Raw genomic sequence first — 18,024 nt, forward strand, 5'->3', positions numbered from 1 at the left:
ATGACTAGCCAACATCTGGCAAATGCGCATCAAGCCACGTTATTTTAGGCACAAAAAAGCCCTGAAGATTCAGGGCTTTTTCATCAGCTAGATGATTACATCTTGTAGCTCATTTGGATACCGGCTAACCAAACATCACCACTCGCTTCACCGTTGAAACTCACTGTAGCAAGGTTAAGCAGATTTTGCTGTTCGTTGATTGGCGCATCACCCGTGGCACGGATATAGGTCAGTGCAAAATCAACATTCAGGTTTTTAGTTGCCTGATAGCCCGCACCAACAGAGAACCACAGACGGTCAGAGTCAGGGATAGTCGTAGTACGCCATTCATTAGTGGCCGCCGTTTTATCTAAGGCCACACCCGCGCGTACTAACCATTCATTGCTGACTTGATAGGTGGTACCTAAGGCAAAGCGCCAGTTATCTTCAAAGTGCTCTTCTTTGACTAAGTCAGACTCTAAGTCACCCTTTGGCTTAACTTCACCAGGGAAGTAAGCCACTAACTGATCGAATACGCTCCAATCGGTCCAGTTAACGCTGGCGTGCATTGCCCAGTTATCCGTTAATTGGTGATAGGAGGACAGCTCGGCAAATGCAGGCAGTTCGAGCGGAATGTAACCTTCAATTGACAGATTCTGGCCGCCATCGTAAATCACACCTGATGCATGACCTTCTAAATCAAGCTTTACGCCGCTGTGATAGGCCAGACCGACACGGTGTGCAGGATTAATCTGCCAGCTCGTGCCTAATTGCCAGCCGTAGCCAATGTCGTCGCCTTTCATGCTTTTCAGCTCAGTACCACCCGGCGGTAGCATGGCAGACACTTGTTCTGGTAATGCGGGCTTAATGCCATCGACCCAACCCGGTAACGAGGCACCGATTTCACCTTCACCGTAAACGATACGTACCCCACCACCGACGCTGACAGCATCATTTACGCGGTAAGCGATGTTAGGGTTAAACTCAACAGTGGTCACCGCAGTTTTATTACCGAAAATCGCCGCAGCGTGGGTTTTAGGTAACTCGGTTGACAGACCATAGTTAGAGTTAACCGCCAGACCCCAAGTCCATTGGTCATTTAACTGATTGGAATAATAGAAGTTAGGCACTAACGCATCATCGGCCACATCTAAGGCATCGCCGCCTTTCATTTCAACGGGATTTGGGCCCAGTAATGGCGAGCTTAGGCTCACATCACCTTTAACATCCACATTAGGCATCACATAGATACCACCCGCAGACAGCTGACGGCCTTCTAAATAGGTCAGCATCGCTGGGTTGCGGCCTTGTACTGAAGCGTTATCGGCAATCGCGGCTTCACCGGCAAAGGCGCGGCCTAACCCCGTCGCTGAGTATTCGGCCAGTTGGAAACCCGCTGCATTGACTTGAGTCGTTGTGCTTAATAAGGCCGCAGTCACAGCCAAAGTCAGAAGACGTTTTTGCATTGTTATTCTCAGAAAATATTATTGTTATCTGTGCCAGTAACCTGGTCACAATGGCGTTCACACAAAATAGAGCAAACACTCCAGATTGAATGCGAGGCAGTTTACCGATGCAGAAGATGTTTGCAACAAGCGGGAATAAAACAGACAAAAAAACTAGTTATCAAAAGGCATTCAATATTTTTAGTGAGATAAATCACTTTTAAAACAAGAATGATAAGTGAAAATGCGAAGCACCATTTGCTGAAAATATTTTTCAACGTTACTACATTGACGATTAAATTGCTTTATAAACAATGCATTAATAGTAGTGAAACCTATAAACACTTGTAAGCCATTTTACCCATTAAAATTCAGCATAAATCACTAGCGCTCATTTTGATTGCGATGCAGGAAAGAATGCCTTCACTTTAAATCAATAAATACAATAGATTAGTATTCACGACTTAAGCGTAGATAATAAAAACGCCTAGTTTTCGAACTAGGCGTTTAAGATTAACATCCATTAAGGTACAAGTGTTCGCCGAATACTTAGCATCGCCAGCTTGGGATTTGTGATTCGTACTCGCCTATCTGCACTCCGTGGGACAAGGTCAAGCCAATGGCATCTAAACCATTCAGCAATTTATGCCGCGCCGACTCGGCCAACGTAAAGCTAAACTCAGCTCCCGAAGGCGATGTAACCTTACAAGTCGTTAAATCGACTGTGATTTGTGCGCCTTCTTCGCTCGCCACCTCATCCATTAACTGACGCACTTCATTCGCGCTCAGCTTCACTGGCAACAAACCGTTATTGATGGAGTTTCCATAAAAAATATCTGCAAAGCTCGGGGCAATAATGGCGCGCAGGCCAAAATCCGCTAATGCCCATGGTGCGTGTTCACGGCTGGAGCCGCAGCCAAAGTTTTCCTGTGCCAGCAGAATCGACGCACCACTATAGCGAGGCTTGTTTAGAGTAAAATCAGGATTAGGCACATCCCCGGCATCATCGAGATAGCGCCAATCGTGGAATAGGTGCACACCGAATCCATCCCGCGTCACCTTAGATAAAAATTGCTTCGGGATAATTTGATCGGTATCGATATTGGCGCTGTCGATCATGACCGCAAGCCCGGTATGGCTAGTAAAAGGTTGCATTAACTTCTCCTCTTGGGATTACGGTTAGTAAGGTTTACGGATATCGACAAAATGCCCCGCGATCGCCGCCGCTGCCGCCATCGCTGGACTCACCAAATGGGTGCGACTACCACGACCTTGGCGCCCTTCGAAGTTACGGTTACTGGTCGAGGCGCAGCGATCGCCCGCTTCTAATCTGTCGTCGTTCATCGCCAAACACATAGAACAGCCCGGTAAACGCCATTCGAATCCAGCCTCGATAAAAATTTTATCTAGCCCTTCGGCCTCGGCCTGTGCCTTCACTTGACCAGAACCCGGCACTACGATTGCCGTAACGCCCGAAGCCACTTTACGTCCTTGCGCCTGTTTCGCCGCGCTGCGTAAATCTTCAATCCGCGAGTTAGTGCAAGAACCAATAAAGACTTTGTTAATCGCGACGTCTGTCATCGGCGTGCCTGCGGTTAAGCCGATATAGTCCAAGGCTTTTTCCATGCTAGCGCGAATCGTCGGATTTGCCTCATCGGCAGGATTAGGCACGGGCGCATCGATGGCAACCACTTGTCCGGGGTTGGTGCCCCAAGTCAACTGCGGCGCAATATCGGCCGCATCTAACACGACGGTGGCATCAAACTCAGCGCCAACATCGGTTTTCAGCGCCTTCCAAGCGGCGACGGCCTCTGCCCAATCTTCGCCCTTTGGTGCAAACTCACGGCCTTCTAGGTAATCGAAAGTGGTTTGATCCGGCGCGACCATGCCCGCCTTAGCGCCCATTTCAATCGCCATATTGCAGACAGTCATGCGCCCTTCCATCGACAGCGCTTCAATGGCCTCACCACAAAACTCAACCACATAGCCAGTGCCGCCATCCATACCTATCTTACCGATAATAGCCAGTACGATATCTTTAGCAGTTACGCCATCGGTAACATGACCACGTACTTCGATTTTCATGGTCTTAGCTTTTAATTGTCGCAGGGTTTGCGTCGCCAGCACATGCTCCACCTCGGAAGTGCCAATACCGAAAGCCAAGGCGCCAAATGCACCATGAGTCGCGGTATGGGAATCACCACACACAATCACTGTGCCGGGTAAGGTAATGCCAAGCTCAGGCCCCATCACATGCACAATCCCTTGATTAGGATGGTGAATGTCATATAAGCGCACGCCGAAGTCTTTACAGTTTTGCGCCAAGGTCTCGACCTGAGTGCGTGCCATAGGGCTTAAAGCATCTAGGCTAGCACTGCGCGTCGAAGTGTTGTGATCCATGGTCGCGAAGGTTTTCTCTGGAGCGCGTAACTTACGCCCAGCCACTTTTAAGCCACTAAAGGCTTGGGGCGATGTCACTTCGTGAACCAAATGTCTGTCGACATAAATGATCGGCGCTTCGCCCTCTGGGGTTGCCACAACGTGGGCATCCCACACCTTTTGATACAGGGTTTTCGGAGCGTTTGATGTTGAAGGAGTCGTCATTACACACCTGCCTTAACTGCATCGGCGATAAAGTTGCCCATTTCGACTGTCGATTTGGCCTTATGGCGTTGGTCGCTACTTAATAGCTCACCGGTTAAATAGCCAGAATTCAGCGCCTTGCTCACGGCGCGCTCAATGGCACTCGCCGCTTCTTCTTGCTTTAAGCTGTGACGCAGCATCAGTGCAGCCGACAGAATTTGTGCAATCGGGTTAGCAATACCTTTCCCCGCGATATCCGGCGCACTGCCACCAGCGGGTTCAAACAAACCAAAGCCAGTGCTATTCATACTCGCCGAAGACAACAAACCCATGGAGCCAGTCAGCATGGCGATTTCGTCCGATAAAATATCGCCAAACAGGTTAGAGCACAGCATAACGTCAAACTCATCGGGGCGGCGCAGCAACTGCATGGTCGCGTTGTCGATATAGATGTGTTCCAGTTCAACATCGGGGAAGTCCACCGCCACTTCTTCTACCACTTGGCGCCACAATACCGAGCAAGCTAAGACGTTTGCCTTGTCGACCGAAGTGACTTTTTTACGGCGACCGCGGGCGGCTTCGAAGGCAATGCGTGCGATACGGGCAATCTCGCGGCGGCTGTAACGCATGGTATCGAAGGCTTCTTCGCTCTCACCTTCACCTTGGCGACCCTTAGGCTTACCGAAGTAGATCCCACCCGTTAACTCACGCACGCAGAGAACATCGAAGCCTCTAGCAGAAATATCGCTGCGCAGCGGCGACATATGTTCTAAACCATCATGCAATTTCGCCGGACGCAGGTTACAAAACAGTTCGAAGTGACCCCGTAGCGGCAGCAATGCACCACGCTCGGGTTGTTCATTCGGCGGCAGTTTTTCCCATTTAGGACCACCGACTGAACCGAATAGAATGGCATCGGCCGCTTCACAACCTTTCAGTGTTGCCTCAGGCAATGGACAACCGTGGTTGTCGATGGCGATACCGCCGACATCATATTCAGAGTATTCAATGTTAAGACCAAAACGTGCCTCAACCGCCTTTAACACCTTACGCGCCTCGGCCATCACTTCTGGCCCAATACCATCCCCGGCTAATACTGCAATTTGATAACTCATACGCCCGCTCACTCCTTCAATGTGAAAACTTTATGCTCGATATCGCTTGGGTTATACGCCGCCCAGCTCTCTGTTTTTATGCATATTCTGTTTGTAATCTGCGACCTTATCAGCGCGGCAAGTCAGGTTCATCACGTGCACTAACGCACGGGCTGATGCCTCAACCACGTCGGTCGCTAAGCCGACACCGTGGAAATTTTGTTCATGGTAAACCGCGGTAATGTCGACCTGGCCAAGCGCATTTTGCCCCTCGCCCTTAGCGCCCAATTTGTAGCTGATGATATCGATACGACGGTTCGTCGCACGGGCAATGGCGTTATAGGCGGCATCAACGGGACCATTACCGGTCGCAGCTTCGGTTTTAATCTCTCCGCCGACATCGATGCGTACAGTAGCTGTGGCAACGCCTTCGGTGGAGTCGGATTGCACCACTAACTGCTGTAATTGATAGAAGTTATCTTCCGCCGCTTGCGCCTCCATAAAGGCTAAGGCTTCTAAGTCGTAATCGAAGACTTGGCCCTTTTTATCGGCCAAATGTAAAAACTGTTCGTACAGGGCATCCAGATTGAAATCCTGCTCGCTGTAGCCCATTTCCTCCATGCGATGCTTAATCACATGGCGGCCTGAGCGCGAGGTCATATTCAGGTTGTTACGGTTTAGGCCGATGCTCTCTGGCGTCATGATTTCATAGGTGTTTTGTGCCTTTAACATACCATCTTGGTGAATCCCCGAAGAGTGGGTAAAGGCATTCGCGCCCACAATCGCCTTATTCGACTGGATCGGCATATTGCACAACTGGCTGACCAGATTCGACGTGCGGTGGATCTCTTTAGCATTGATCCCAGTTTCAACTCCCAGCAGATTCTTACGCGTCGCTAAGATCATGGCGATTTCTTCTAGGGAGCAGTTACCCGCACGCTCACCAATACCGTTCATGGTACATTCGATTTGGCGAGCACCATGCTGTACGGCGGTAATCGAATTGGCCACCGACATGCCTAAGTCGTCATGGCAGTGAACCGAGATAATGGCTTGATCGATATTCGGTACGCGATTAAACAGGGTTTGAATAATGCCCCCAAACTCGCTTGGCACTGTGTAGCCCACGGTATCAGGGATATTGATGGTACGAGCCCCTGCGTGAATCGCCGCTTCTACCATACGGCACAGGTTGTCGATTGGCGTGCGCCCCGCATCTTCGCAGGAAAATTCTACATCATCGGTAAACCTGCGGGCATACTTCACTGCGCCTACCGCCATCTCCAACACTTGCTCGAATGAGCGCTTTAACTTGCTCTCCACATGGATAGTCGAGGTGGAGATAAAGGTATGAATACGGAACTGTTCAGCCACCGATAATGCTTGGGCTGCGGCATCGATATCTTTTTCCAAGGCGCGGGATAAGGCGCACACACGGCTATTTTTGATGGTACGGGCAATAGTCTGCACCGACTCAAAGTCACCGGGGGAAGACACGGGAAACCCGACTTCCATTACATCCACACCGAGACGTTCTAACGCCATGGCGATCTGTAACTTTTCTTTGACCGACAGGCTTGCCGCTAACGCCTGCTCGCCATCACGTAAGGTGGTATCAAATATAATTACTCTGTTAGACATCTCGCTTCTCCATGGAACGTCACCGTTCATTATTTAACTTTTGCCGTATTCAGATACAAAAAACCCCGCAACATTGGTGCGGGGTTTATGAGTGTTTTGCCTATCTATCGAGCGAGCAACACTAAGACCTCCGCGTTTGTGGCGCGAGAGAGAGAAGGAGGAGGTCGAGTTTGCTGCTAATTCTATTCATTTAAATTAAATATTTATTCTATTGACTCAAAATAAGGACGGTTAATATTTAACTCGCTTGCTTAAGTGTGTCAACCCCAATTTTTTTCATGTTCTTCGAGTTATTTGCTGCAAAATAGCAAAATTTACCCATATTCACTCGACAAGACTCTCGTTAATCCCTTGTCAGTAGAGAAAAATCCACAAAATGGCTCAAGTCAAAATTTGAACAAAAAAATCATTTTTTATGCAAAAAAGCCTTGAGACACGTTATAATCCTCGCCCGCGGTTACGGATATTAGAATTAATGCATGGTATGGAGCAAAAAATGGATTTTCGCGTCTTAGCGCTTAGCCTGTTGTTATGGCTATTCCCTTTTGGGGTCAGTGCTAACGACCAACTCGATGCACTTGCTGAACTGATTTATCAGTATCCGACCAAGGCTTTGACGCAAATTAGCGCACTAGAGAAACAACAAACCACTGATAACTCTAGTGATATTGATAGGCTTCGCCTCAGTATGCTCAAGTGCCAAAACTTGTTGCAATTAGGGGAAAATGAAGCGGCAATCAACCTTGCCCAGATGGGCGAAGCCAGTGCCAAACAGCTAAAACTCGATCAGGCACGTCCCTACTTTTTGAATTGTCAGGCCGATGCCTATCTCAATTATGATAATGTCCAAGATGCCTTACCCTTGCTCGATTCAGCGATTACCCTCGCGAGACGTTATCAGCAACCTCAAGCCCTAATCGATGCACTGCGGTTAAGGGGGCAACTCGATACCAACACGGATAACTTCTCCTCCGCCATCGAAGATTTGCGCATCGCTATCGATATTTATCCCGATATTCATACCCAGACTCAAAATTGGGTGTGGCCGCCGCAGGCCTATGTCTATGCCGCTATGGGCAGTTTGCTCTACGCAACCCATGATTTACCCCAAGCCATGTATTACACCAATATGGCACTCAACAGTCCCGATGCTAAGGGGAAGGCACGGCATGTGTTACTACTAAACGCATCGCGTCTCGCGTTAGATAATCAAGATAGAGAATACAGCGACCAACTGGAGAAACAGGCAAAAGCCTTGTTACCCGAAATCGGCTCTCCCTTAGAACTGGCTTATAGTTATGCCGTTTTGGCTTCAATCGCCCTCGATAAGGGACGAATGGACACTGCCGAAGAATACATCTCCATTGCCATGAACACTTTTAAGCTGCAAAACCAACGGGCAGCGATGATGCGCTCGACCCGTTTATTGGCACAGATCCGGTTTGCACAACATAGAGATGAAGCGGCGTTAGCCCTTATGAACTCCGCCATAGAGCAGGGAGAGTCATTAAAGCAATACTCTGATCTAAAGTGGTTTTATGGCATTTTGAGCGATTATTATCAAACCCACGACAACTACAAACTTGCCTACGAGTATTTGCAAAAACGTTTCGATGCCACAGAGCTTGCTAACGAGTCGATGAATAACACCCGTATCCTGCAATTTAAGGCCAGATTAAATCAGCAAGGACTACAACTGGCGAGCAAGGAGAATCAGCCAACTCACACCTCGGTACTGAAAGAGCTCAATATCGATTGGGCCTATAGCACGCTATTTTTAGTCGCCATGGCCTTCTTGGGCGGTGCCATTTGGTATTTCATTGATAAACAAAATAATCGTGCACCATCAGCTGGATCAGACAGCCAAAATCTGCCACCACAACAACTACTCGAGTTAACACTTCACAGCGCTAAGCAGGGCGATTATCCATTGTCGCTGTTGCTGCTCAATGCCAGCCAAATTCGCCAAGTCGATCTACCCGCGCTAATGGATAAGTTACAAGACAAGCTACGTGAGCAGGACAAACTATTGCGCTATTCGATAGATGAGATAGTCATTGTGTTACCTTATACCTCTGCCGTGGGCGCGCAGAAAGTCGTCGGTCAAATCACCCCCACCATCCAAACCTTACAAGGAACAAGCAAGGTGAATATTGGCGTTGCGGTGATGCAACAGTTTGATACTTTGGATTCTTTGGTTAAGCGCGCGAGCATCAATCAATTAGGTAAACTCAAGGGGAGCGACCCACAAAGCGATTATTCCCCCGCTAAATAGGCGGCAATTTCATCGAGGAAATCGTCGCCAAATCGGCTGAGTTTACGCTCACCAACGCCGTTAACCGCCAGCATTTCACCGGGACTGGTGGGCATCATGGCCGCCATTTCCGCTAGGGTCGCATCGTTAAACACCAGATAGGGCGGCACATCCTGCTCCTCGGCAATAGTACGACGTAGGGCTTTTAGCCTCGCAAACAGTTTGCGGTCGTAATTCAGCGGTGCCCGCGATTGAGTGACTTTGCGCTTAATGTTGGTCAGTTGAATCCGTGGCTCTGCCAACATTAGCGCCACCTCGCCCTTAAGGATCGGCCTTGCCGAAGGGTTTAAGGTAATGGACGAGCCCCGCGTAATATCTTGGCTCGCAAGCCCTAAGTGAATCAGCTGACGGATTACACTCAGCCAATATTCATGGCTTTTGTCCTTGCCTATGCCCCAAGTGCTGAGTTTATCGTGCCCTCTATCCACAATCGCTGCGCCCTTGGAGCCACGCAAGACTTCAATCAAGTGATTGATACCAAAGCGTTGCCCAAGCCGATAGATGCAAGACAGCACCTTCTGCGCATCCTCGGTGCCGTTATAACGTTTAGGCGGGTCGAGACAAATATCGCAGTTGCCGCAGGGCTCTAACGCGCTCTCATCGAAGTAATGCAGCAACACTTGGCGACGACAAGTTTGTGCCTCTGCAAATGCAGCCATGGTATTGAGCTTATGGAAATCCACCTGCTGCTGCGGCCCTGGCTCCGACTGCTCAATAAGATGGCGCACTCGCCCAATATCGGCAGGATCAAACAGCATAAAGGCTTCGGCCTCGAGTCCATCGCGCCCCGCTCGACCGGTTTCTTGATAATAGGCTTCGATGCTCTTAGGAATATCGTAATGCACCACAAAGCGCACGTTGGATTTGTTAATCCCCATACCAAAGGCTACGGTGGCAACCACGATATCAATTTGATCTTTAAGGAAGCTATCCTGCACTTCACCGCGCTCTTGTGGCGTCATACCCGCATGGTATGCCTTAGCATGAAACCCTTGTAGGGTGAGCCGTTCAGCCACCTCATCCACACGGCGACGACTGCTGCAATAGACTATGCCGCTACTGCCATTTTGTTGCAGTAAAAACTGTCGTAATTGATTCGCGGCATTGAGTTTTTCGGCAACCGTATAGCGAATATTAGGCCGATCGAAACTCGATAGTAACCTAAAGGGATTAATCCCTAGGCGTTCGCAAATATTTTGCCGCGTCGCCTGATCCGCTGTGGCGGTGAGCGCCATCATGGGCACATGGGGGAAGAGCTGCTTTAACTGGCCAAGGGCGGCATATTCAGGACGAAAATCGTGTCCCCATTGACTGATGCAGTGCGCCTCATCGATGGCAAACATCGATAGCGGCAGGGAGCGCATACGCTCGATAAAATCGCCAGTAAGTAACCGTTCAGGAGACACATATAGCAGTTTTAGCTCGCCTCGATGCAACTGCCTAAGCACCTCTACACTCTGCTCCCGCGGCTGCGAGGAGTTTAAATAGGCGGCATTGACACCCGTCTGCAACAGGCTGTCGACCTGATCTTTCATCAATGAAATCAGCGGTGATACCACGATAGTAATGCCAGGCATCAGCAGTGCGGGCAATTGGTAACACAGACTCTTACCGCCGCCAGTGGGCATGATCACAAGGCAATCCTCACCACTGCATACACGTTCGATAACCTCGCGCTGACCGTCCCTAAAGTCACGGTAGCCAAACACCTGCGCGAGGCGTTGCGACAGCGGATCATCATGTATGTCGAGTAACTGAGTTTCCATGGATCTTCTAGCTAAAAAGTAAGGGCGCCTATTCTAAAGGACAGAATCGCTCCTGTCTTGCGCCATCTTGCCCAAACTGCCTCCGCGCGAACAACTATGGAATAGGCTTAGCCTACTTTCACGGCTTATCACAACGCCTAAAACGATTTCCCCACACAAAGGCTTAAGTTGCATTAGGCATAGGCTTGGCTGTAGATTAATTGCTCTAAGTCGAACGCCATTGTGCGTGTTTCGACCCTATTCTAAGAAGCCCTACAGCCTACAAGGACGAACAGCATGACAAACCCAATTCAAGCCGAAGTACTCAAACGTGTTGCCGAAGTGTTTGACCAGCACGTACCGTTTCATAATTTATTGGGTCTGGATATCAAACGCTACGACATAGATGGCGTCGAAGTGGTGATTAATATGAAGCCAGAACTCATTGGCAATATTCACCAACAAATTCTCCACGGTGGAGTCACTGCCACCGTGCTCGATGTGGTAGGAGGGCTCACCGCCTTTGCGGGACTGGTTGCTAGCCGTGATGATTGGACTGTGGAGGAGTTACAACAACGGTTGCAGACCTTAGGCACTATCGATATGCGCGTCGATTACCTGCGCCCCGGGCGTGGACAGGTTTTCACTGGCACGGGCAGCGTGATCCGTGCCGGCAATCGCGTCTCAGTGTGTCGCATGGAGCTTCATAATGAGCAAGGAACCCATATCGCCTTCGGCACTGGCACTTATATGGTTGGCTAGTCCGTTGTCACACATCGTTTTTTAGAAATTTTTTACCGCATTCATCATCGATAAGTTAAAGGAAAACACCTTGATTATTCAGGTGTTTCCCTCTGCTTTTTGCTGAGCACAGGTTATTAGAGACATCCTGTAACGAAAAAGGCGACCGCACACACCTTGAGTCAATTCCCATAGCCTCCTACAATCGCCGTCCTGTTGTCCTTCGAAGATGTCTCATGCCTGATACTGAATACCGCAAAGGGATCCTACTCGCCGTCAGTGCTTACTGTATGTGGGGATTTGCGCCCTTATATTTCAAACTACTCCACCATGTTTCGGCGACCGAAATTTTACTGCATCGGGTGATCTGGTCATTTGTGTTTATGGTGATCATCATGCTGTTTATCGGTGGCTTTGGAAAGCTGCGCCAACTGTTTAAACAGCCAAAGCAGTTACTCGTGCTCACCATCACCTCCCTGCTGATTGCCGCCAACTGGTTGATTTTTATCTGGGCCGTGAATAACGATCATATGCTCGATGCCAGCTTGGGTTACTTTATTAACCCCCTACTGAATGTGCTGCTCGGCATGCTGTTTTTAGGTGAAAGATTACGCAAGTTGCAATGGTTTGCCGTCGCGCTGGCGAGCGCTGGCGTGCTTATTCAGTTGATTTCATTCGGTTCAATCCCCATTGTTTCCCTCGCCTTGGCGGGCACCTTCGGGGTGTATGCGCTGCTGCGTAAAAAGGTCAACGTGGATGCAAAATCGGGTCTGCTAGTCGAAACCGCTATCCTGCTACCGGTCGCATTGGTTTATCTGGTCGCGACTTTAGATAGCGCCACGGCGAATATGCTCACCAACGATTGGCATCTTAATTTGTTATTGATGGCGGCGGGGATTGTTACCACAATTCCACTATTGTGTTTTGCCGGTGCAGCGGTACGCATCCCATTGTCTATGCTCGGCTTTTTCCAATATATCGGCCCGAGTATTATGTTTATCCTCGCGGTAACCTTATTCAATGAACCCTTCGATGCCGAGAAGAGCATCACCTTTGGTTTTATCTGGAGCGCCCTGTTGGTGTTCACCTTCGATATGGCCTATAAACGCAAAACGGCGCGATAACATCACGCCGCAGCCGACAGTTGCAAAAATAGTGGTTAAGTGAGCGTGTACTTAGCCTGCTATTTTTGTAGCTGGGTGATCAACCTTTCGCCCTCGGGCACAGACAAAAGCAGATTGTAGCCTCGCGTCGTTGGCACTAGCACTAGCTCGGATTTATCCGTCACAGCCACAAATGCCTTACCCTTCCCTTTTAGATTAAACCAGCCGAGTTGAAACCCTGGCATACCTATACCATTGGTCTTAAAGCTGGGCGCTAAATCCGCCTCCAGCTTCAAGTCGATAATGCGCGCCTGCTCGACCAGCAGCTCGGAGCGTGCTAACTGCACTTTATAGAAGGGAATATCAAGTTTTAGCTCTGTGTCGGTTAGCGCGATTTCAGCATTATGGGATTGATAAAACACCCAAGAAAATCCGCCAATCATCACTAACAAAATACCTAAGCTCGCCGATTTAGCCACTTTCGGCATAGGTTTAACCCACAACATCCACAGTACGCCAGCTAAGCCTAACAACAAGATAATAAAGCTTAAAATGGAGATTTGAGTCAGAGGCGCGAGGGAGAAAAACTGAGTCACCATGGTGGGCAGTCCTTAAGGAAGAAAAGCTTAATCTGCCAACAAAGACATATTATGTCAACAAAAATGCCAGCGCTAGGCTGGCATCTTATCAAGCGTGCAAAGCTTACAGATCGAGGGCGAGAATTTTAGAGCGGCGCTGGTAGTTATACAGCTGCTTTTTCTTTTGCGGTAAGGCTTCCACATCTTCAATCACAAAGCCATGCTCTAAGAACCAGTGAATGCTGCGGGTCGTCAAGGCAAACAAACGGGAATAACCGCGGCTACGCGCCTGACCTATGATGTTTTTCAGCAGCAAACTGCCCCTATCCGCATCGCGATAATCTGGGTGCACCACCAAACAGGCAAACTCCCCGGCGTTATCCTCTTCAAAGGGATACAGGGCCGCACAGCCAATGACTAAGCCATCACGCTCAATCAACATAAACTGCTCGATCTCAATCTCAAGCTGCTCACGACTGCGGCGCACCAAAATGCCTTGCTCTTCCAAGGGACGAATTAAGTTTAGTACGCCACCAATATCGCTAATCGACGCGCGGCGCAGACGCTCAGCGCTTTCTGTCACGATTTGCGTACCTATGCCTTCACGGGAGAACAACTCCTGCAGCAAGGCGCCGTCATCGAGGTAACTGACCAAATGACAACGTGGTACACCATTGCGGCACGCATCAATACTCGCCTTGAGGAAGGCCATGGTGCCCACACAGGCTGAACCTTGCTCAGCGAGCTTATTAAGAATGTTTTGCGCGTCATTTGGCATTAATTCGGCAATCACATCGCCATTGCGATCGAGGATGCCGTTTTGCGAACTAAAGCCAATCATCTTATCGGCCTTCAGCTTGATCGCGACTTGAGTGGCAATCTCTTCGGCGGTGAGGTTAAAACTTTCGCCAGTGACGGATGCGGCAATCGGCCCCATCAACACGATACAGTGGTTATCGAGCTGACGCTTAAGCCCTTGAGTATCGATACGGCGCACTTTGCCGCTTAAACAAAAATCAACGCCATTATCGACCCCCAGAGGCTGGGCGATCACAAAGTTACCGCTGACTAAGTTGATTTGCGCGCCTTGCATCGGCGTATTACTGAGACTCATCGATAAACGTGCCGTGATATCAAACTGCAATGCGCCCGCGACCTGTTTGATCACTTTAAGCGAGTCTTCATCGGTGATACGTACACCTTCGTGGTAGGCGGGTTCAATCCCATTGGCTGCCAATGCCGCATCGATTTGCGGCCTCGCGCCATACACCAACACCACTTTAATGCCTAAACTGTGCAACAGGGCCACGTCATTTAAAATGCCGCGAAATTGATTTTGTGCTAAAGCCTCGCCACCCAACATCACCACAAAGGTTTTCCCTCTATGGGCATTGACGTAAGGGGCAGAATGACGAAATCCATCAACCAGTTCAGTGGTACGCACGCGTTGTTTACACCTCATATTTGAGCTGGCAATGCCAACATGACACACCAGGAGTGAATGACTAAAACACGCGTATAGTATTGCATTTTAATTCACCAATAAAGAATTTATTCTCATTAAAATGCAGTTTTAATACAATAAAGTGCTTATATTTTCAAAAAATTGCATTTTTGATAAATGATCACATTTTTTTAACTCGATGTGATTTAGCTGCACTGGCCAAGTATGGGACAGATTTATCTCAACTTGATGACTTGAAGCCAAAAAAAGACCAAAAAAAAGCCCCTTAGATAAGGGGCTTTTCTCGAAACACTAAACAAGGATTACTTGATTTTTGCTTCTTTGTAGATAACGTGCTGACGAATAACTGGATCAAATTTTTTGATTTCCATTTTTTCTGGCATGTTACGCTTGTTTTTTTCAGTTGTGTAGAAGTGACCAGTTTTAGCTGTAGAAACTAATTTGATCTTCTCACGATTACCTTTAGCTTTAGCCATGATCTATTACACCTTCTCGCCACGGGCACGAAGTTCAGCAACAACAACTTCAATACCTTTCTTATCGATCAGACGGATACCTTTAGTAGATACACGTAACTGTACGAAACGTTTTTCTTCTTCTAACCAGAAACGGTGGTTTTGCAGGTTAGGTAAAAAACGACGACGGGTCGCGTTTTTTGCGTGCGAACGGTTGTTACCAACCATCGGCTTCTTGCCAGTAACTTGGCATACTCTTGACATGTCAGTCTTCTCCAAAAAACAATTTTAACGCTCGAGCATTAATGTACCTCGTATGGCCGTCGCCCGAGGCACAAAGAGGGCGCATTTTATACACGATCATAGAGGTAAGATCAAGCGTTAGATTAATTAATCCAGCCTCGTTCCGCGAAGGAAACTATCTCTCGATCACCAACAACCATATGGTCCAGTAAGGATACGTCTATGGTTGCTAACGCATTTTTTAATCGCTCAGTTATTCGTCTGTCAGCCTGACTGGGCTCGGCAATACCAGACGGATGATTGTGACACACTATGACGGCAGCAGCCTTTTTCTCCAGCACTAGGCTCACCACTTCACGTGGATACACCGAAGCTGAATCTATTGTTCCGCGGAATAATTCGACGAATTGAATCACTCTATGCTGGCTATCCAGCAGCAAAATTGCGAACACTTCATAGGAGCGGTCAGCTAATTGTCTCATTAAATAATCCCGAGTTAAATCGGGATTTGTCAAAACCTGACCTCTCTGCAGGTTTTCTTGTGCCACACGCCTCGCTAATTCAGCCGCGGCTTGAAGCTGGGCGTATTTTACAGGTCCCACGCCCGGAAGTCGACACACCTGATGCTTTGGTGCGCAAAGTAAGCTTCTTAATCCACCAAATTCATGAATGAGTGAGCGTGCAAGGTCGACCGCATTCAAACCGCTCAGCCCATTTCGCAGTAAAACGGCCAGTAATTCTGCATCCGAGAGATGGGCGGCGCCTTTTACTAATAATTTATCCCGCGGGCCTTCACCCTCGGGCCAATCCTTAATCGCCATACGACCTCCCTGTCAGCGCGAATTTTCACTTTAGACAAGTATGGACGAGATTTTTTGAACTGGGACAGTCACGCCAATTAGTCGCTTTGTGGTATGGTTGGCGACATTATTTCAATCTCGGATGATGTCTGTGAGCCTGATAACGAAAAACGTCCTACTGGGTATTGGCGGCGGCATAGCGGCCTACAAAAGTGCAGATTTAGTGCGCCGCTTAAAAGAACGCGGCTTTGATGTGCGCGTGGTGATGAGCCAGAGCGCCATGGAATTTATTACCCCTCTCACTCTGCAAGCCTTATCAGGCCATCCCGTGGCATCAAGTTTACTCGATCCGGCTGCCGAAGCGGCAATGGGTCATATCGAGCTCGCGCGCTGGGCGGATTTAGTGATTATCGCCCCTGCAACGGCAAATTTGCTGGCCCGAATCAATGCGGGCATGGCGGATGAGCTTATCACCACCACTTGCCTTGCGACCGAAGCGCCGATAGCCCTGTGCCCCGCAATGAATCAACAGATGTATCGCAATGCGGCCACTCAAGCCAATTTAACGAGTTTACAAGGCCGAGGTTATACCCTGTGGGGCCCCGCCAGCGGCAGCCAAGCCTGCGGCGAAGTAGGCCCTGGCCGTATGCTCGAACCGTTAGAAATCGCAGAATTAGCCAGTCGCTTTTTTGCAACAAAAGATGTCTATGCTGAACAGGAAACTCAGCCGTTAGCAGGCCAGTCGGTGCTTATTACCGCAGGGCCTACCCGCGAAGCTATCGATCCGGTGCGTTATATCTCTAATCACAGCTCAGGCAAGATGGGATTCGCCTTAGCGAAAGCCGCCGCCGACATGGGCGCCGCTGTGACCTTGGTCGCAGGTCCAGTAAATTTAGCCACCCCAGAGGGGGTGACGCGAATCAATGTCGAATCCGCGCAAAACATGCTCGACGCTGTGATGGATAATGTTGATAAAAAAGATATTTTCATTGGCTGCGCGGCGGTTGCCGACTATCGCGTCAGTGATATTGCGAACTGTAAGATCAAAAAGTCCGCCGAAGAAATGCAACTTGCGCTGGTGAGGAATCCTGATATCTTAGCGACGGTCGCAAGCTTGGCAAACCGTCCTTTTGTGGTGGGATTTGCCGCCGAAACCCATGATGTAGAAACCTACGCCCGCGATAAACTCAAACGCAAAAACTTGAATATGATCGCCGCAAACGATGTATCCGTTGCTGGCCTTGGCTTTAATGCCGATGCCAATGCCCTGCGTGTATTCTGGCCGCAGGGTAGTCAAGATTTGCCTGCTACCGATAAGCTCACGTTGGCTCGGCAATTACTTTCGTTGATAGTGAAAGAAAAAACAAAATAAATGAAAACACCGATTGAATTAAAGATCCTCGATTCCCGTATTGGCTCTGAATTTCCCCTGCCCGCCTATGCCACGCCTGGCAGCGCGGGAATGGATCTTCGCGCCATGATAGATACCACAATGACGATAGCCCCAGGTGAGACTCAGTTAATCCCTACGGGCATCGCCATCCACGTGGCAGACCCAGGCCTTGCCGCCGTGATCCTGCCCCGTTCAGGCCTTGGCCATAAGCACGGTATCGTACTCGGCAATCTGGTTGGGCTTATCGATTCAGATTATCAAGGTCCCTTGATGGTTTCTTGCTGGAACCGCAGCGATACCCCATTCACTTTAGAAATTGGTGATCGTCTCGCACAACTCGTGTTTGTTCCAGTGGTACAAGCACAATTCAAACTCGTTGATGAGTTCGACAGCTCAGATCGTGGTGAAGGTGGATTTGGCCATTCTGGCACTAAATAACCAGCAT

16 protein-coding genes are annotated in these 18,024 nt (G+C 49.1%); 5 read left to right on the forward strand and 11 right to left on the reverse strand.

The genetic code is table 11. From position 1 onward, the window contains the following. Window positions 1–95: 95 nt before the first annotated feature. From N5E87_RS19170 to leuA, 5 genes are all read right to left on the reverse strand, one after another. Window positions 96–1,445 (reverse strand): outer membrane protein transport protein, encoded by a 1,350-nt coding sequence (locus N5E87_RS19170; protein WP_086903069.1) that lies wholly within the window; start codon window positions 1,443–1,445, stop codon window positions 96–98. Between the two features lie 528 nt (window positions 1,446–1,973). Further along, window positions 1,974–2,579 (reverse strand): 3-isopropylmalate dehydratase small subunit, encoded by a 606-nt coding sequence (gene leuD, locus N5E87_RS19175; protein ID WP_086903068.1) that lies wholly within the window; start codon window positions 2,577–2,579, stop codon window positions 1,974–1,976. 24 nt (window positions 2,580–2,603) lie between these two features. Then, window positions 2,604–4,028: a 3-isopropylmalate dehydratase large subunit gene (leuC, locus tag N5E87_RS19180; protein ID WP_086903067.1), complete on the reverse strand. Its 1,425-nt coding sequence runs from the start codon at window positions 4,026–4,028 to the stop codon at window positions 2,604–2,606. Beyond that, on the reverse strand, window positions 4,028–5,122 hold the full coding sequence (gene leuB, locus N5E87_RS19185) for a 3-isopropylmalate dehydrogenase (RefSeq protein WP_011718509.1): 1,095 nt from the start codon (window positions 5,120–5,122) through the stop codon (window positions 4,028–4,030). Before leuB ends, leuC begins: the two co-directional genes overlap by 1 nt. 51 nt (window positions 5,123–5,173) lie before the next feature. Beyond that, the gene (gene leuA / locus N5E87_RS19190) at window positions 5,174–6,742 is read right to left on the reverse strand and encodes a 2-isopropylmalate synthase (protein ID WP_086903066.1); all 1,569 of its coding nucleotides are present in this window, start codon (window positions 6,740–6,742) and stop codon (window positions 5,174–5,176) included. Between the two features lie 496 nt (window positions 6,743–7,238). Between leuA and N5E87_RS19195 the strand changes: the two genes are divergently transcribed. Beyond that, window positions 7,239–9,017: a diguanylate cyclase gene (locus N5E87_RS19195; protein ID WP_279775721.1), complete on the forward strand. Its 1,779-nt coding sequence runs from the start codon at window positions 7,239–7,241 to the stop codon at window positions 9,015–9,017. Here the strand turns inward: N5E87_RS19195 and recQ are convergent. Further along, window positions 8,999–10,822 carry a DNA helicase RecQ gene (gene recQ / locus N5E87_RS19200; protein WP_220054050.1) on the reverse strand — a complete coding sequence of 608 codons (1,824 nt, stop codon included), beginning with the start codon at window positions 10,820–10,822 and terminating at the stop codon, window positions 8,999–9,001. The two genes, N5E87_RS19195 and recQ, sit on opposite strands and share 19 nt — an antisense overlap. Window positions 10,823–11,098: 276 nt before the next feature. Here recQ and N5E87_RS19205 point away from each other — a divergent pair, with 276 nt between their 5' ends. Together N5E87_RS19205 and rarD are read left to right on the forward strand one after the other, a co-directional pair. Beyond that, window positions 11,099–11,563, forward strand: a complete 465-nt coding sequence (locus tag N5E87_RS19205) for a thioesterase family protein (protein WP_011624318.1) — start codon at window positions 11,099–11,101, stop codon at window positions 11,561–11,563. A 215-nt stretch (window positions 11,564–11,778) separates the two neighbouring features. Beyond that, window positions 11,779–12,666, forward strand: coding sequence for an EamA family transporter RarD (gene rarD / locus N5E87_RS19210; protein ID WP_011718514.1), 888 nt, complete (start codon window positions 11,779–11,781; stop codon window positions 12,664–12,666). Between the two features lie 59 nt (window positions 12,667–12,725). Here the strand turns inward: rarD and N5E87_RS19215 are convergent, their stop codons facing one another. The 5 genes from N5E87_RS19215 to radC all read right to left on the reverse strand — a co-directional run bounded on the left by N5E87_RS19215 (window position 12,726) and on the right by radC (window position 16,207). Continuing rightward, entirely contained in the window at window positions 12,726–13,244 is a 519-nt protein-coding gene (locus tag N5E87_RS19215) for a PH domain-containing protein (protein WP_279775723.1), read from the reverse strand. 103 nt (window positions 13,245–13,347) lie between these two features. Beyond that, a complete protein-coding gene (gene argA, locus N5E87_RS19220) occupies window positions 13,348–14,667 on the reverse strand; it encodes an amino-acid N-acetyltransferase (RefSeq protein WP_279775725.1) in 1,320 nt (439 codons plus the stop codon). Window positions 14,668–14,990: 323 nt separating this feature from the next. Further along, window positions 14,991–15,164, reverse strand: coding sequence for a 50S ribosomal protein L33 (rpmG, locus tag N5E87_RS19225; protein WP_006079871.1), 174 nt, complete (start codon window positions 15,162–15,164; stop codon window positions 14,991–14,993). Window positions 15,165–15,170: 6 nt separating this feature from the next. Next, window positions 15,171–15,407 carry a 50S ribosomal protein L28 gene (rpmB, locus tag N5E87_RS19230; protein WP_006079870.1) on the reverse strand — a complete coding sequence of 79 codons (237 nt, stop codon included), beginning with the start codon at window positions 15,405–15,407 and terminating at the stop codon, window positions 15,171–15,173. A 122-nt stretch (window positions 15,408–15,529) separates the two neighbouring features. Beyond that, window positions 15,530–16,207 carry a DNA repair protein RadC gene (gene radC / locus N5E87_RS19235; RefSeq protein ID WP_011624904.1) on the reverse strand — a complete coding sequence of 226 codons (678 nt, stop codon included), beginning with the start codon at window positions 16,205–16,207 and terminating at the stop codon, window positions 15,530–15,532. A 121-nt stretch (window positions 16,208–16,328) separates the two neighbouring features. On the opposite strand from radC, the gene coaBC reads away from it, so the two are divergent. Further along, the gene (gene coaBC / locus N5E87_RS19240; protein ID WP_086903060.1) at window positions 16,329–17,558 is read left to right on the forward strand and encodes a bifunctional phosphopantothenoylcysteine decarboxylase/phosphopantothenate--cysteine ligase CoaBC; all 1,230 of its coding nucleotides are present in this window, start codon (window positions 16,329–16,331) and stop codon (window positions 17,556–17,558) included. Then, a complete protein-coding gene (dut, locus tag N5E87_RS19245; RefSeq protein ID WP_011624324.1) occupies window positions 17,559–18,017 on the forward strand; it encodes a dUTP diphosphatase in 459 nt (152 codons plus the stop codon). It abuts the gene before it with no gap. The last annotated feature ends 7 nt before the right edge of the window (window positions 18,018–18,024 follow it).

It is taken from the genome of Shewanella sp. GD03713 (genome assembly GCF_029843705.1).
In the GTDB taxonomy this organism is placed as follows: Bacteria; Pseudomonadota; Gammaproteobacteria; order Enterobacterales; family Shewanellaceae; genus Shewanella.